Origin of the sequence: Calidithermus terrae (assembly GCF_003574345.1) — a bacterium.
Lineage (GTDB): Bacteria > Deinococcota > Deinococci > Deinococcales > Thermaceae > Calidithermus > Calidithermus chliarophilus.
Genome location: NZ_QXDL01000003.1, coordinates 25,385 through 41,083, shown reverse-complemented (window position 1 = coordinate 41,083; position 15,699 = coordinate 25,385). Strand labels below are relative to the sequence as shown.

The window sequence follows — 15,699 nt, the reverse complement described above, 5'->3', positions numbered from 1 at the left end:
GTTCAGCCCGCGAAGGGGAATCGCGCGACTTCGACGAGGTCGCCGTCGGTGTTGTCTTGCACCAGGGCGGCCTCGCGCAGCACGAAGGACTTGCGGCGCGGCGGGGGCAGGGTGCGGGCGAGTTCCTGTGCCGCCTCGGGGCTGAGCCCCAGCGCCAGGGTGAGGTGGGGGATGTAGCTGGGGCCTTCGATCTCCTTGAGGGGCGGGGCCAGGGGCTCGAGGGCGTGGTGCAGCTTGCGGAAGGGGGCGCCGCCGTAGGCCCGCAGGTACACCACCCCCTGCGGGAAGCTGGCCCATCCCCCCAGGCGCAGCCGGAAGGGGGCGTGGCTGCGCAGGATGCCCTGCACCGCCTTCCTCAGCGACTCCTCGCCGTGTTCCCACTCGAAGGGCTGGCGCAGGTTGAGGTGCGGCGGGCCGAAGCCCTTGACCCGGTGCTGGCGCTGCAGCTCGAGCAAGAACTCCCCCAGCTCCTCGGGGGGCCAGACCAGGATCCCGTACACATGCGGCAGTATACAGGCTGGGCCAAAGTAACCAGGAATCTTCCTATCGGCAGGCTATTCTTGGGCTTAAGGGATGACGACGGAGCAACGCCTTTTCGCCACCTTCCTGCGCCGGTCGGTCTGGGCCTACTTCTGGGGCTCGCTCGCGGTACTGCTCAACGCGCTCATCGTCCACGGGCTCTACTTCGCCTGGGAGCCCTGGGCCTGGCTGTACGCGGCCGGGCTGGGCGTGCTGGTGAGCGTGCCGATGGCCGCGGCCGACCTGTGGCTGGCCCGCCGCCAGCTCGCCCCCGCGCGCCGGGTCTTCGCCGAGGGGGGCGGGGGGCTCGAGGCCGCCCGCGCCGCCTACCACGCCCTGAGCCTGTGGCCGCTGCTCTCGGCCGGGCGGGTGATGGGGCCGCACCTGCTGGCGATCCTGGCCGCCTTCTTCCCCCTGGTGCACCTGGCCCACCGCTACGGCGGCTTCCCCACCGGGCCCGAAGCGATGCTCTACCTGCTGCCCTGGTACCCCCTCAACGCCGCGCTGCACGCCACCGTCGAGTACCTGGTGGGCGCGGCCGAGTCCCAGCGCCTGCTGGCCCACCTGCGGGCACGCCACGGCGACGCGGGGGTGGCGTGGTCGCGGCTGCGGGTGCCCTTCCTGGTCAAGGTGCTCGGCGTCATGGTGGCGCTGGGCCTGCTGCCGCTGGGGCAGGTGGCCCTGCTGGCCTACTTCAAGCTCCAAGGCTACGGCACCGCCCCCGACCCTGCCGCCCTGCCCGCGCTCATCGCCTGGGGGCTGGCGTCGGGGCTGGCGCTGGTGCTGGCGGGCGGGGTGCTGCTGTCGCGGGAGGTGGCCCGGCCGCTGCGGGCGGTGCTCGAGGCCATGCGGCAGGTGCGGGCCGGGCAGTCCGGGGTGCGGGTGAGCGCCATCGCCTGGGACGAGCTCGGCGACCTCACCGAGGGCTTCAACGCGCTCTCGCAGGCCCTCGAGGTCGAGCGCCAGCGCAACCAGGACCTCTACCGCGACACCGTGCACGCCCTCTCGGCCGCCATCGACGCCCGCGACCCCTACACCCGCGGCCACTCCCAGCGGGTGGGGGCCTACGCCCGCCTCATCGCCCGGAAGCTGGGCTGGAGCTCCCAGCAGGCCTACCAGCTCTACATCACCGGGCTGCTGCACGACATCGGCAAGATCGGGGTGCCCGAGCACGTGCTCAACAAGGCGGGCAAGCTCGACCCCGACGAGCGCGAGCTGGTCGAGGGCCACACCCTCATCGGCTACAACATCGCCCGCCAGGCCCGCGCCCTCGAGCCCCACCTGCCGGGCATCCGCCACCACCACGAGCGCATGGACGGCAAGGGCTACCCCGACGGGCTCAGCGGCGAGGCCATCGGGGCCGAGGCCCGCATCCTGGCCGTGGCCGACGTGTGGGACGCGCTCACCAGCCGCCGCCCCTACCGCCGGGCCCTCAGCCCGCAGGAGGCCTACCGCCAGTTGCAGCTCGAGTCCCTCGACCCCCGCGCCGTGCGGGCGTTGTGGGAGCTGTGGCAGGAGGGGGCGCTCGAGGAGCTGCTCGAGGACGCCCGCCAGAGCAACCCCGCCCTCGGCGGCCTCAGCGCTCCCCCTCCTCGGCCAGGCTCCGCGCCCGCAAGGCCAGATGAAGGCGCGCCAGAGTTTCGGGGCTCTTGAGCGAGGCCCCCAGCCGCTCCTCGATCTTCTGCAGCCGGTAGCGCAGGGTGTTGGGGTGCACGTGCAGGGCTTCGGCGGTGGCGGCGAGGTCGCCGGAGTGCTCGAGGTAGCGCTCGAGGGTGCGCAGTTGCTTGGGCGGCACCGGCAGGAAGCGCTCGACGAGGGCCTTGAGGTCCTCGGGCGACTGCTGCAGCAGCACCCAGGCCACCGGGTCGAGCTGCCCGAAGCCCAGCGCCTCCCCCGCCCGCGCGGCCTTGAGCGCGATCAGGGCCTCGCGGTAGGCGGCCTGCACCTCGGAGGGGTCGTGGTGGACGGCCGAGTAGCCCAGCCGCACCCCCTCGGGCGCGGTGGAGAGCAGGCCCTGCACCTCGCGGGCCACGTCGTGCACCTGCCACACCGCCACCGCCCGCGCCCCGCGCCCCGAGAGCAGGTAAGGCACGCCCAGGCGCTCGAGGTAAGCCCCCGCCGCCTGCTTGAGCCGCGCCAGCGCCTCGCGCCGGCGGGTCTCGGCCAGGCGGTGCCGCCCGAGGGGGGCCGGGGCCTCGAGGAGGGCCAGGGCCAGGGCCAGCCCCGGCTGCAGCCCGAAGGCCAACGCCCGCTCCGGCTCGGCCTCGCCCAGCAGCAGCTCGTCGAGGAAGGCCGCGCCCAGGCTCTCCTCCTCCGCCCGCTCGAGGCTGCGCTCGCGCGAGCGCAGGCGCAGCAGCCGGGCGGCCAGCTCCAAGAGCCCCGCCGTGCGGGCCAGCCGCCCGGCCTCCCCGTAGGCCACCAGCCGCCACTCGCCGGCCTCGAGGGCGAGGTGGCCCGGCCCGCGCCCCGCCTCCTTGGGGTGCTGCGCGGGGACCGCCCCGACCCAGGCCAGCACCTCCCCCCACGGCGCCAGCAGCGCCAGGGGGAGCCCGGTGACGGCGCCCAGGGCCTCGAGGAAGCTGCGGTTGTCGGCCAGGCGGGACAGGAGCAGCTCGAGGGTGCTGACCAGGCCCAGCGCTTCGTGGCTGCGGGCCTCGGCCAGCCGGCGGCGCCCCTCGTCGAGCGCGGTGGCGGGCGAGAGCCAGGGCGGCAGCAGGGCCAGCCCGTAGCCCGCGGCCACGCAGGTCTGCTCGAGGGCGGCGAAGTCCTCCTCCACCCGCACGAAGCACCCGGCCAGGTAGGGGCGCAGGCGCGGCACCAGGCGGGTCGAGGAGCCCACCAGCACCGCCCCCTGCACCAGCGAGGGGCGCTCGGCGGGCTCGAGCAGCGTCACCTCCTTGTCGCTGGGGACCCGGACCTCCAGGCGCAGGCTTTGGGCGAGCTCGTCGAATCGCATAAGACTCCAAACCGGAGCGGTTGTTTTGTCATTATCCACCAAGACCTGGAGGACCATTAGCCCCGCGACCTGACTTGGCCCGGATAACTCGTACCGAAGAACAAATTTGACGGGGAAATTTGTATGTTCCCAAACTACCCGCCCGGGCGAGGCCGCCGTACCTTGGCGCTATCAACCCCAAGCGTGGTTGGGCTCGAGCCCACAGGAGGAGTCATGGCCCGTACCGGACAACAGTACATCGAAGCCTTACGGCACAACCCCCCCAACCTCTGGTACAAGGGGGAGAAGGTCGAAGACCCCGCCGCCCACCCGGTGTTCAAGGGGATCGTGCACAGCCTGGCGGCGCTGTACGACATGCAGCACGACCCGAAGCACCGCGACACCCTCACCTACGAGGAGGGCGGCGAGCGCTACGCCATGAGCCTGCTGCCCGCCCGCAGCAAGGCCGACCTCTCCCGCCGCAGCGCGGCGTACAAGCTGTGGGCCGACGCCAACTTGGGCATGATGGGCCGCTGCCCCGACTACCTCAACGCGGTGCTCATGGCCTACGAGCAGTCGGCCGACTTCTTCGGCGAGTTCGCCGACAACGTGCGCAACTACGTGCGCCACGTGCGCGAGAACGACCTCTCGACCACCCACTGCCTCACCAACCCCCAGGTGAACAGGGCCAAGTCGGTCACCGAGCAGCCCGACCCCTACATCCCCGTGGGCGTGGTCAAGCAGACCGCCGAGGGCATCGTGGTGCGCGGGGCCCGCATGCTCTCGACGCTCCCCACCGCCGACGAGCTCTTGGTCTTCCCCTCCACCCTGCTCAAGGAGGGCCCCGGGGCCGACAAGTACGCGGTGGCCTTCGCCATCCCCACCAACACCCCGGGGCTGCACTTCATCAGCCGCGAGAGCATGGCGGTGGGCGAGTCGAGCTACGACCACCCCCTCTCCAGCCGCCTGGAGGAGATGGACTGCCTCACCGTCTTCGACGACGTGTTCGTGCCCTGGGAGCGCATCTTCATCCTGGGCGACCTCCAGCGCTGCAACAACGCCTACGCCGAGACCGGGGCCCTGATGCACATGGCCCACCAGGTGGTGGTGCTCAAGAACGCCAAGACCGAGGCCTTCCTGGGGCTCGTCAGCCTCATCGGGGAGACCATCGGGGCCGACGCCTTCCCCCACGTGCAGGAGAAGATCGCCGAGCTCATCGTCTACCTCGAGGCCATGAAGGGCTTCTGGACCCGGGCCGAGGCCGAGGCCAGGCCCAACAAGTACGGCCTGTACTGCCCCGACCGCGCCGCGCTCGACGGGGCGCGCAACCTCTACCCCCGGCTCTACCCGCGCATCAACGAGATCGTGCAGCAGGTCAGCGCCTCCGGGCTCATCACCCTGCCCGGCGAGGCCGACTTCGAGGGGCCGGTGGGGCCGTACCTCGAGAAGTACCTCCAGTCGGCCACCCTGCCCGCGCGCGAGCGGGTGCAGCTCTTCCGGCTGGCCTGGGACATGACCACCAGCGCCTTCGGCGCGCGCCAGACCCTCTACGAGCGCTTCTTCTTCGGCGACCCGGTGCGCATGTACCAGACGCTGTTCTCGGTCTACGACAAGGAGCCCTACAAGGCGCGCATCCGCGCTTTCCTGGGCTGGAGCGAGCAGCCCAAGGAAGCCGTCGCGGGCGACTGATGGGCGCGGAGTCGCCCGCGGGAGAGACTATGGAAGCCGTGAGCCAACCCACCCTGAGCGAGCTGTTCAAGCGCGCGCTCGCGCGCTGGCCCAGCGGGGTGACCATCGTGGCCGCCGAGGCCGACGGCGAGCGCCGCGGCATGACCGCCAGCTCCTTCACCTCGGTGAGCCTCGAGCCCCCGCTGGTGCTGGTGTGCGTGGACGAGAACGCCAACCTGCTGGAGGTGCTCGAGCGCGGCGAGCGCTTCGCCATCAGCCTGCTGGCCGAGGGGCAGCAGGCCGTCTCCGACCACTTCGCCGGCCGCTCGAGCTCCGGCCTCGAGCCGCTGAGCCCCGACCTGTCGGTCGAGGGGGCGCTGGCGACGCTGTACTGCGCGAAGTGGCAGCTCTACCCCGGCGGCGACCACCGCATCGTGGTGGGGCGGGTGGAGGCGGTCCGGCTGGGCGGGGCGGAGCGGCCGCTGGTCTACTGGAACCGGGGCTACCGCACCCTGCGGTGAGCTTTCCAAAGGGAGGCACGACCATGGCGACGATCCCCAACATCATCCGCGTCGGTCACGGGGTGTTCTACGTGACCGACCTCGAGGCCTCGCGCCGCTTCTACGTGGACCTGCTGGGCCTCAACGTGTTGCACGAGAGCGCTTCGGCGCTGTACCTGCGCGGCAACGAGGACCGCGAGTGGACCTTGAAGCTCGAGCTCGCCCCCGAGGCGGGCATCAAGCACCTGGCCTACCGGGTGGCGGGCGAGGGGGACCTCGAGGCCTTGGTCGCCCTGGCCGAGGCCGAGGGGCTGCCCTGGCGCTGGGAGAGCGAGCAGGACCGCCCCAAGCTGCTGCGCCTGCAAGACCCCTTCGGCACCCCGGTGGCCTTCTACGCCGAGTCGGTGAAGTACCCCTGGCTGCTGCAGCGCTACGACCTGCACCGCGGGCCGGGATTGCAGCGCATCGACCACGTCAACGTCATCAGCCCCTGGGTGCAGGACACCCTGCGCTGGTACACCCAGCGGCTGGCCTTCCGCCTCACCGAGTACACCGAGGACGACGAGGGCCGCATCTGGGCGGCCTGGGTCCACCGGCGGGGCGGGGTGCACGACCTGGCCCTCACCAACGGCACCGGGCCCCGCCTGCACCACTTCGCCTACTGGATGCCCGACTCCGCCTCCATCCTCAGGGCCTGCGACATCCTGGCCGGGGCCATGCAGACCGACGCCATCGAGCGCGGACCCGGCCGCCACGGCATCTCCAACGCCTTCTTCCTCTACCTGCGCGACCCCGACGGCCACCGCATCGAGCTCTACACCTCCGACTACCTCACCGTAGACCCCGACTTCGAGCCCATCCGCTGGCACCTCAACGACCCGCGCCGCCAGACCCTGTGGGGCGCGCGCACCCCCAAGAGCTGGTTCCTCGAGGGCTCGCGCCTCGAGGCCTTCGGGGGCGGCTGGGTGGAGCTGCAGGATTCCGAGCTCCAGGGCCTCCCCCAGCACGTCATCTGAGGGCGAAATCTGTTGCCTGGGCTGCTTGACGGCGAAAAACCGTCATATTAGACTGGCGCAAACTTATACAAACGAATGTTAGTTTGGCATAAAAACTCAAACCTCAGGGGTGAAGGGTGAACGAACGCGTGGCAATCATCGGGGCAGGAACCATGGGGCGCGGCATCGCGCAGGTGGCCGCACAGGCCGGCCACCCCGTGCTGCTCTACGACCCCTACCCCCAGGCCCTCGAGAAGGCCCTGAGCGCCATGGGCGACGACCTGCGAAAAGCCGCCGAGAAGGGCCGCTTGGCGGGCACGGTCGAGGAGGTGTTGGCCCGCCTGCAGACCACCGGCGAGCTCGAGCGCTGCGCCGAGGCCGAGTGGGTGGTCGAGGCGGTGCCGGAGCAGCTCGAGCTCAAGCAGCAACTGCTGGGCAAGCTCGGGGAGCTCAACCCCCGCGCCGTGCTGGCGACCAACACCTCCACCCTCTCGGTCTCGGCCATCGCGGCGAAGGTGCCGCGCCCGCAGCGGGTGGTGGGGCTGCACTTCTTCAACCCCGCCCAGCGCATGAAGCTCGTCGAGGTCATCCCGGCGGTGCAGACCGAGGAGGCGGTGGTGGGGCGGGCGCTCGAGCTCGCCCGCCGCTGGGGCAAGGAGCCCGTGCGGGTGGGGGACTTCCCCGGCTTCTTGGTCAACCGGGTGGCCCGCCCCTTCTACGGCGAGGCCCTCCGGCTGCACGGCGAGGGCGTGCCCAAGGAGCACATCGACTGGGTCTTGCGGGGCCTGGGCTTCCCCATGGGCCCCTTCGAGCTGATGGACCTCATCGGGCTGGACGTGAACTACGCCGCCTCGCAGTCGGTGTTCAAGGGCATGTACGCCGAGCCGCGCTACCGCCCCCACGCCCTGCAGTACCAGCGCGTGGCGGCGGGGATGCTCGGGCGCAAGACCGGCGAGGGCTGGTATAAGTATCCACCCGGCCCCGCTGGCCTTCATCGTGGGGCCCAACGCCCTGGCCCAGGAGCTGCGCCGCCGCTTCCGCCACACCGAGGACGTGCGCGAGGCCGGCTTCGTGCTCGACTGCCGGGTGCTCCTGGAGCGCAAGGCCGACTTCCTCGAGGACCTCCCCGTCGTCACGCTGGCCTGGGGCCACTCCGCGAGCGCGGCCCGCCCCAACTACGGCGCCCGCCCGGTGGCGGGCTTCAGCCTGGTGCCCCCCCTGGGCGAGGCGACCGTGGTGGAGGTGATGGCCCCCCTGAGCGGGCCCAACGCCGCCTCGGAGGTGGCCCGGCGCTACTTCGAGGCCCACGGCCACCCCACCCTGCTGCTCCCCGACCAGCCCGGCGGCGTGGGCTTCCGGGTGCTGGCCCTGCTGATCAACGAGGCGGTCTCGGCCCTGGCCGAGGGCGTCGCCACCGCCGCCGACCTCGACAAGGCCATGCGGCTGGGCACCGGCTACCCGCGGGGGCCGCTGGAGTGGGCCGAGCTGATCTGGCTCAAGCCGCTGCTGCGGGCGCTCGAGGGCCTGCACGCCGAGCTCGGCGAGGACCGCTACCGGCCCCACCCCCTGCTGCGCCGCATGGTGGCGGCGGGGCTCGAAAGCTTCGGCAGTATCGCGGGTTTGACCGCCACGGCAAACCCCGTCGAAGAGCAAAGCGCTTAGGAGGACAGGCATGAAACGATGGTTCTTTCTTCTCGTCGCGGCCTTAGGTTTGGCCCTCTCCCAGCAGCCCGCCCCCCTCAAGATCGGGGTGGTGGTCTCGGCGACCGGGCCGGCGGCCTCGCTGGGCATCCCCGAGCGCAACACCTTCTTGCTGCTCGAGGAGGAGGTCAACAAGCGCGGCATCGGCGGGCGCAGGGTGCAGTTCGTCATCCTCGACGACGCCTCCGACACCACCCAGGCCGTGCGCAGCACCCGCAAGCTGATCCAGGAGGACCAGGTCATCGCCGTCATCGGCACCACCACCACCCCGGCCTCGCTGGGCATGATCGACGTGGTGGCCGAGGCCAAGGTGCCCATGATCTCGCTGGCCGCCTCCAAGGCCATCATCGCGCCCGTGGACGCCAAGCGCTCGTGGGTCTTCAAGACCCCCCAGACCGAGGAGCTCATGGCCCGCGCCATCGTCGCCGACATGAAGGAGCGCGGGGTCAAGACCGTGGCCTACATCGGCTTCAACGACGCCTACGGCGAGGGCTGGTGGACCTTCTTCGCCCAAGAAGCCAAGGAGGGCGGCCTCAACGTCGTGGCTAACGAGCGCTACGCCCGCACCGACACCTCGGTCACCGGCCAGGTCGTCAAGATCATCGCCGCGCGGCCCGACGCGGTGCTGGTGGGGGCTTCGGGCACCCCGGCGGTGCTGCCCCAGCGCACCCTCAACGAGCGCGGCTACAAGGGCCTGATCTACCAGACCCACGGCGTCGCCAACCCCGACTTCCTGCGCGTGGGCGGCAAGGACGTCGAGGGGACGCTGCTGCCGGCCGGGCCCATCCTGGTGGCCGAGCAACTGCCCTCCGGCTTCCCCTCCAAGAAGCCCGCCCTCGACTACATCACCCGCTACGAGACCAAGTTCGGCATCGGCAGCTACTCCACCTTCGGCGCCCACGCCTACGACGCCTGGCTCATCCTGCGGGCTGCCCTCGAGCGCACCCTCAAGAACGCCAACCCCGACAACCTCGCGGCCTTCCGCGCAGCCCTGCGCGACGAGCTCGAGGCCACCAAGAACGTCGTGGCCTCGCACGGGGTGTTCAGCTTCTCCAAGGACGACCACCTGGGCCTGCGCTTCCAGGACACCGCCGTGATGGTGCAGGTGCAGAACGGCCGGTGGAAGCTGGTGCGGATGTTCCGATGAGCAGCTAGCGGCCCGTAGCGGATAGCCGAGGGCGGTCCCCCGCGACCGGCTATCCGCTACCGGCTGTCCTGTGGATCTTATGGACTGGACCGTCTTCTCCTTCCTGGCCGCCGACGCCATCCAGAGCGGCACCATCTACGCGCTCTTGGCGCTGGCGCTGGTGCTGGTGTTCGCGGTGACCCGGGTGATCCTGGTGCCGCTGGGCGAGTTCTTGGTGTTCGCGCCCCTCACCTACGCCTTCTTCTTACCGCCCGCCGTCAGCGGGCTCGAGCTCGGCGGGCAGATCCCCGGCACGGCCTGGCTCTCGGCCACGCTGCTGGCGGTGTGGGCGGTGCTCGAGCGCGGCCACCCCCGCCGTGCGCTGGGGCTTTTGCTGGCCGCCGCCGGCGTGGTGGCTTTGGCCTGGGTGGGGGCCCGCGGGGTGCCGCCGTGGCTGGGCTGGCTGCTGGCGGTGCTGGTGGTGCTGCCGCTGGGGCCGGCGAGCTACCGGCTGTTCTTCGAGCCGGTGCGGAACGCGACCGTGCTGGTGTACCTCATCATCGCGGTGGGGCTGCACTTCGCCTACCAGGGGCTGGGGCTGGTGTTCTTCGGGCCCGAGCAGTACCGCCTCCCGGCCGTGTGGGGCGGGCAGACCACCGTCGGGATCGTCCCGGTGAACAACCAGGCCTTCCTGGTCTACGGCTTCGCCGTGCTGGCCATGGCCGGGCTGTACTTCTTCTTCACCCGCAGCCTCTACGGCAAGGCCCTGCGGGCCTGCGCCGTCAACCGCTACGGGGCGCGGCTGCTGGGCATCAGCCCCAGCCAGGCGGGCTACGTCTCCTTCGGCATCGCCACGCTGATCTCGGCGGTGGCGGGGATGCTGCTGGCCCCGCTGATCAACCCGGCCTACTTCCAGGGCTTCCTGCTGGGCCTCAAGGGCTTCGTGGCCGGCATCCTGGGCGGGCTGGTGAGCTACCCGCTGGCGGTGGTGGGGGCTTTGGTGGTGGGCGGCTTCGAGCAGTGGGCGGGGTACGCCTCGAGCGCCTTCAAGGACGCCTTGGTCTTCGCCCTGCTGCTGCCGGTGCTGCTGTGGCGCAGCCTGCGCAGCCACGAGATCGCGGAGGAGGAGTGATGCGCGCGCCGGTCGTCTGGGTCGCACTGGGGCTGGTGGCGGTGGCCCCGCTGCTGCTGTCGCCCTTCCCCTTCTACCTCACCCTCGCCAACTTCATCGCCTTCGGGGCGCTGGTGGCGCTGGGGCTCTACCTGCTCACCGGCATGGCCGGCATGACCAGCTTCGGGCAGGCGGCCTTCGCGGGCCTGTCGGCCTACGCCACCGCGCTGCTCACCACCGAGGCCGGGTGGAGCCCTTGGCTCACCCTGCCCGCCGGGGTGGCGGCGGCGGCGGCGGGCGCGGTGGTGCTGGGCGGCATCACCGTGCGGCTCAAGGGCCACTACCTGCCGCTGTCCACCATCGCCTGGGGCATGGCGCTGTACATCGTGCTGGGGAGCTGGACCGAGTTCACCGGCGGGCACACCGGGCTCACCAACCTGCCGCCGGTGTCCCTCTTCGGCCTCGAGCTGCGCGACTCCCGCTCCTTCTTCTACCTGTCGTGGGGCGCGGTGCTGCTGGGGGCGTGGGCGGCGTGGAACCTCACCAACAGCCGCGTGGGCCGCGCGCTGCGGGCCTCGAGGGGCGACGCGGTGGCGGCGGCGAGCTTCGGGGTCAACCCGGCGGTGCTCAAGCTGCAGGTCTTCGTGCTGGCCGCGGTCTACGCGGGGCTGGCGGGCTGGCTCTACGCCCACTTCCTGCGCTTCGTCAACCCCTCCCCCTTCAGCCTCGACGCCTCGATCAAGTACCTCATCGCCGCGGTGGCGGGCGGGGTGGGCAGCATCCCCGGCGTGATCCTGGGCGCGGGGCTGGTGACGGCGCTGGAGGAGTGGCTCAAGGACCTGCTTCCGGTGCTCTTCGGGCGCTCGGGCAACTACGAGATCATCGCCTACGGCCTGATCCTGGTGCTCATCCTGATGCTCGCCCCCAGGGGGCTGTGGCCCTTCGTCGAGCGCTACCTGCCCAAGGCCAAGCCCAAGCCGCTCGAGGGCAGCGGCCTGCCGGCGCGGGTGGGCGGCGGGAGCGCGGGCGAGGTGCTGCTCGAGGTGGACCACCTGGTCAAGCACTTCGGCGGGCTGGTGGCGGTGAACGGGCTGAGCTTCGAGCTGCGGCGCGGCGAGATCTTAGGCCTCATCGGCCCCAACGGCGCGGGCAAGAGCACCTGCTTCAACCTCATCACCTCGGTGCTGGCGCCCACCAAGGGCGAGGTGCGCTTCAAGGGGCAGGTCATCAGCGGCAAGGCCCCCTACGCCGTGCACCGGCTGGGGCTGGCCCGCACCTTCCAGCACCCCCACCTCTTCCCCGAGATGACCGTGCTCGAGAACGCCGCGCTGGGCACCTACGCCCGCACGGGCGCGGGCATCCCCCAGGTGATGCTGGGGCTCTCGCAGGCCGAGGAGAAGGCCGCGCTGGTCGAGGCCTACCGGGCGCTGGAGCGCGTGGGGCTGGCCCACATCGCCCACCACAAGGCCGACGGGCTGGCGCTGGGGCAGTTGCGGCTGCTCGAGATCGCGCGGGCCCTGGCCTCCAACCCCGAGGTGCTGCTCCTGGACGAGCCGGCAGCGGGCCTGCGGGCGGGCGAGAAGCGCCAGTTCGCCGCCCTGATCCGCAAGCTGGTGGGCGAGGGCGTGACCGTGCTGCTCGTAGACCACGACATGGACCTGGTGATGGGGCTGGTGGACCGCGTGGTGGTGATGCACTACGGCGAGAAGCTGGCCGAGGGCTCGCCCGCCGAGGTGCAGCGCAACCCCAAGGTGGTCGAGGCGTACTTGGGGGAGGCCGTGGCATGAACAGGGGCCAAGAACCCAAACGCCAAGCCCCCGCTCGTGGAAAGATGGGGGAACGGGTGCCGGGAGGCCCGGGGCGCGGGGCCCGTGGCCGGTGGTCGGGGGCTCCCCCCGCGAGCCGTTCCCTGGCGTTCGGCGCCCGGCCTTTGACGCCGGGCGCGACCGGAGGTCGCCCATGACCATCCTCGAAGTCAAGAACCTCACCGTGCGCTACGGCGCGGTCGAAGCCGTGCGCGACCTCTCGCTGCACGTGGCCGAGGGCGAGGCGGTGACGCTGATCGGCCCCAACGGCGCCGGCAAGAGCAGCACCCTCAAGGGCCTGGTGGGCCTGGTGAGCGCCTCAGGTAGCGTGAGCTACCGCGGGCGCGAGTTGCCCCGGCGCACGCCCGAAGCCCTGGCTGCCGCCGGGATGGTGCTGGTGCCCGAAAAGCGCGAGCTCTTCGCCTCGATGGAGGTGGAGGACAACCTGCTGCTGGGCGCGTTCACCCGGGTGCAGCGGCGCGAGGGGGGCGTCCGGGAGGACCTCGAGCGCGTCTACACCCTCTTCCCCCGCCTGCGCGAGCGGCGCAAGCAACTGGCGGGCACCATGTCGGGCGGGGAGCAGCAGATGCTCGCCATCGGCCGCGCGCTGATGGCCCGCCCCAAGCTGCTGATGCTCGACGAGCCGAGCCTGGGCCTGGCCCCCCTCATCGTGCAGGAGATCTTCCGCATCCTGGGCGAGCTGAAGAAGGAGGGCGTGACCATCCTGGTCGTCGAGCAGAACGCCCGCATGGCGCTCAAGCTCGCCGACCGCGGCTACGTGCTCGAGGCCGGCGAGCGGGTGATGGAAGGCCCCGCGCAGGAGCTGCTGCACGACCCGCGGGTGCTCGAGTCCTACCTGGGCATCCGCGCGAGGGAGGAAGCCGCCAAGTGAGCCTGAGCGACGCCTACATGGAATTGCTGGGCATAAAGGTCGAGGCGGTGGGCGCGGGACGGGCCCACCTCTCGGCCGTGGTGGGCCCCCAGCACCTCAACCTCCACGGCTCCTGCCACGGCGGCTTCCTCTACAGCCTCGCCGACGCCGCCTTCGCCCTGGCCTCCAACTCCCACGGCGTGGCGGCCGTGGCCCTCTCGACCCACATGGAATACTTCAAGCCGGCCAAAGCGGGCGACCGCCTCGAGGCCCACGCCACCGAGGAGAACCTGGGCCGCCGCACCGCCACCTACCGCATCGAAGTCCGGCGCGGCGCGGAGCGGGTGGCCTTGTTCACCGGCACCGTCTTCAGAAAGGAGGCCGCTGGCTCATAGCCGGTGGCGGTTAGCGAAAACGCTCGCGGCCACCGGCCATCAAACGTCAGCGTTCATATGGAAGCTTACATCATCGACGCAGTCCGCACGCCCGTCGGCAAGCACGGCGGGGTGCTCGCTTCGGTCCGGCCCGACGACCTGGGGGCCCTCCCCCTCAAGGCCCTCTTAGAGCGCACCGGCATACCCGGCGCCGACGTGGAGGACGTGTACATGGGCTGTGCCAACCAGGCCGGGGAGGACAACCGCAACATCGCCCGCATGTCGCTGCTGCTGGCGGGGCTGCCCATCTCGGTGGGCGGCTCGACGGTCAACCGGCTGTGCGGCAGCGGCCTCGACGCGGTGGCGAGCGCGGCCCGCGCCATCCTGGCCGGGGAGGGCCAGGTCTACATCGGCGGCGGCGTGGAGAGCATGAGCCGCGCCCCCTGGGTCATGCCCAAGGCCGAAAAGCCCTTCGCCACCGGCAACGTCACCGTCTACGACACCACGCTGGGCTGGCGCTTCGTCAACCCGCGCATGAAGGAGCTCTACGGCACCGACGCCATGGGCGAGACCGCCGAGAACCTGGCCGAGCAGTACCGCATCCCCCGCGAGGAGCAGGACCGCTTCGCCCTGCGCTCGCACCAGAAGGCCGTCCAGGCCCAGCAGAGCGGCGCCTACGACGGCCAGATGATCCCGGTGGAGGTCCGCGACCGCAAGGGCAACCTCGAGGCCGTCTGCAAGGACGAGGGCCCCCGCGCCGACACCAGCCTCGAGGCCCTCGCCAAGCTCAAGCCGGTGTTCCGCCCGGGCGGCAGCGTCACCGCCGGCAACAGCTCCAGCCTCAACGACGGGGCGGCGGCGCTGCTGCTGGCCTCCGGGGAGTACGCCCGGGCCCACGGGCTGAGGCCCATGGCCCGCGTGCGCTCGGCGGCGGTGGCCGGGGTCGAGCCCCGCATCATGGGCATCGGGCCGGTCCCCGCGGCCCGCAAGGCGCTCGAGCGGGCCGGGCTGACCCTCGCCGACGTCGGCCTCATCGAGCTCAACGAGGCCTTCGCCGCGCAGAGCCTGGCGGTGCTGCGCGAGTGGGGCATGGACCCCGACGACGAGCGGCTCAACGTCAACGGCGGGGCCATCGCCATCGGGCACCCGCTGGGCGGCTCGGGCGCGCGCATCCTCACCGCCCTGGTCCACGAGATGCGGCGGCGCGACGTGCAGTTCGGCCTGGCGACCATGTGCATCGGCGTGGGCCAGGGCATCGCGATGGTGGTCGAGAAGGTATGAGCGTGCTCGAGCAGTTCCGCCTCGACGGCCAGGTGGCCCTGGTGACGGGGGGCTCGCGGGGCCTGGGGCTCGAGATCGCCCACGCCCTGCGCGAGGCCGGGGCCAAAGTCGCGCTGCTGGCCCGCCGGGAGGGTTTCTTCGAGGAGGCCCTCCGGCTCATCCCCGACGCGCTGCCCCTGGTGGGCAACGTGCAGGACGAGGAGGGCCTCGAGCGCGCCGTCGGGCGGGTCGAGGCCGAGCTGGGGCCCCTCAGCGTGCTGGTCAACGCCGCCGGCGTCACCTGGGGCCAGGACGCGCTCGAGGTCCCCGCCGCCAAGGTGCGCGAGGTGCTCGACGTCAACGTCACCGGCACCTTCCTCGCCAGCCGCATCGCCGCCCGGGGCATGAAAGAGCGCGGCTACGGCAAGATCCTCAACATCGCCTCGGTGGCCGGTCTGGCCGGCAGCCCCAGCGAGGTCATGGACGCCGCCCCCTACTCCGCCTCCAAGGGCGCCCTGATCGCCCTCACCCGCGACCTCGCGGTGAAGTGGGGCCCCCACGGCATCCGCGTCAACGCCCTGGCCCCCGGCTTCTTCCCCACCCGCATGACCGAGAAGGTGCTGCCGCGCATCGAGGCCGCCGTGAGCGGGCGCACCCCCCTGGGCCGCCTGGGCCGCAGCGGCGAACTCGCCGGGGCCGCGCTCTTCCTCTGCTCCCCCGCCTCCGACTACGTGACCGGCCAGGTGCTCGCCGTGGACGGGGGGATGACGGCTCTATGACCGGCCAACGTCTCGCGTTTCGCGTTAGGCGTACGACGTAGGACGTTCGACGTTT

The 15,699-nt window shown here is 71.6% G+C and carries 14 protein-coding genes and 1 pseudogene; 13 read left to right on the top strand and 2 right to left on the bottom strand.

Annotation, left to right across the window (positions count from 1 at the left end; genetic code table 11):
* Positions 1–2: 2 nt before the first annotated feature.
* The gene (locus tag Mterra_RS00860; protein ID WP_119313439.1) at positions 3–500 is read right to left on the bottom strand and encodes a 2'-5' RNA ligase family protein; all 498 of its coding nucleotides are present in this window, start codon (positions 498–500) and stop codon (positions 3–5) included.
* A 73-nt stretch (positions 501–573) separates the two neighbouring features.
* Here Mterra_RS00860 and Mterra_RS22965 point away from each other — a divergent pair, with 73 nt between their 5' ends.
* Positions 574–2,172 carry an HD-GYP domain-containing protein gene (locus tag Mterra_RS22965; RefSeq protein ID WP_245971451.1) on the top strand — a complete coding sequence of 533 codons (1,599 nt, stop codon included), beginning with the start codon at positions 574–576 and terminating at the stop codon, positions 2,170–2,172.
* Here the strand turns inward: Mterra_RS22965 and Mterra_RS00850 are convergent.
* Complete coding sequence (locus tag Mterra_RS00850; protein WP_119313438.1) at positions 2,096–3,475, bottom strand: PucR family transcriptional regulator; 1,380 nt, start codon at positions 3,473–3,475, stop codon at positions 2,096–2,098. The two genes, Mterra_RS22965 and Mterra_RS00850, sit on opposite strands and share 77 nt — an antisense overlap.
* Positions 3,476–3,688: 213 nt before the next feature.
* Between Mterra_RS00850 and hpaB the strand changes: the two genes are divergently transcribed.
* From hpaB to Mterra_RS00795, 12 genes and pseudogenes are all read left to right on the top strand, one after another.
* Entirely contained in the window at positions 3,689–5,143 is a 1,455-nt protein-coding gene (gene hpaB, locus Mterra_RS00845) for a 4-hydroxyphenylacetate 3-monooxygenase, oxygenase component (RefSeq protein WP_119313437.1), read from the top strand.
* Between the two features lie 53 nt (positions 5,144–5,196).
* Positions 5,197–5,643 carry a 4-hydroxyphenylacetate 3-monooxygenase reductase subunit gene (gene hpaC / locus Mterra_RS00840; protein ID WP_176582493.1) on the top strand — a complete coding sequence of 149 codons (447 nt, stop codon included), beginning with the start codon at positions 5,197–5,199 and terminating at the stop codon, positions 5,641–5,643.
* 23 nt (positions 5,644–5,666) lie between these two features.
* On the top strand, positions 5,667–6,638 hold the full coding sequence (gene hpaD / locus Mterra_RS00835; RefSeq protein WP_119313435.1) for a 3,4-dihydroxyphenylacetate 2,3-dioxygenase: 972 nt from the start codon (positions 5,667–5,669) through the stop codon (positions 6,636–6,638).
* A gap of 152 nt (positions 6,639–6,790) precedes the next feature.
* Positions 6,791–7,528 (top strand): annotated as a pseudogene (locus Mterra_RS22960) (3-hydroxyacyl-CoA dehydrogenase family protein); the annotation flags it as partial.
* Positions 7,529–7,613: 85 nt separating this feature from the next.
* The gene (locus Mterra_RS22955) at positions 7,614–8,279 is read left to right on the top strand and encodes a 3-hydroxyacyl-CoA dehydrogenase family protein (RefSeq protein WP_245971443.1); all 666 of its coding nucleotides are present in this window, start codon (positions 7,614–7,616) and stop codon (positions 8,277–8,279) included.
* Between the two features lie 10 nt (positions 8,280–8,289).
* Positions 8,290–9,465 carry an ABC transporter substrate-binding protein gene (locus Mterra_RS00825; RefSeq protein ID WP_119313434.1) on the top strand — a complete coding sequence of 392 codons (1,176 nt, stop codon included), beginning with the start codon at positions 8,290–8,292 and terminating at the stop codon, positions 9,463–9,465.
* A gap of 79 nt (positions 9,466–9,544) precedes the next feature.
* The gene (locus Mterra_RS00820; protein WP_119313433.1) at positions 9,545–10,576 is read left to right on the top strand and encodes a branched-chain amino acid ABC transporter permease; all 1,032 of its coding nucleotides are present in this window, start codon (positions 9,545–9,547) and stop codon (positions 10,574–10,576) included.
* Positions 10,576–12,342 (top strand): branched-chain amino acid ABC transporter ATP-binding protein/permease, encoded by a 1,767-nt coding sequence (locus Mterra_RS00815; RefSeq protein ID WP_119313432.1) that lies wholly within the window; start codon positions 10,576–10,578, stop codon positions 12,340–12,342. Before Mterra_RS00820 ends, Mterra_RS00815 begins: the two co-directional genes overlap by 1 nt.
* Positions 12,343–12,514: 172 nt before the next feature.
* Entirely contained in the window at positions 12,515–13,252 is a 738-nt protein-coding gene (locus Mterra_RS00810; protein ID WP_119313431.1) for an ABC transporter ATP-binding protein, read from the top strand.
* 2 nt (positions 13,253–13,254) lie between these two features.
* A complete protein-coding gene (paaI, locus tag Mterra_RS00805) occupies positions 13,255–13,626 on the top strand; it encodes a hydroxyphenylacetyl-CoA thioesterase PaaI (protein ID WP_119313460.1) in 372 nt (123 codons plus the stop codon).
* 57 nt (positions 13,627–13,683) lie between these two features.
* Entirely contained in the window at positions 13,684–14,886 is a 1,203-nt protein-coding gene (gene pcaF / locus Mterra_RS00800) for a 3-oxoadipyl-CoA thiolase (protein ID WP_119313430.1), read from the top strand.
* Positions 14,883–15,644: an SDR family oxidoreductase gene (locus Mterra_RS00795; RefSeq protein ID WP_119313429.1), complete on the top strand. Its 762-nt coding sequence runs from the start codon at positions 14,883–14,885 to the stop codon at positions 15,642–15,644. The genes pcaF and Mterra_RS00795 overlap by 4 nt, the downstream gene beginning before the upstream one ends.
* The last annotated feature ends 55 nt before the right edge of the window (positions 15,645–15,699 follow it).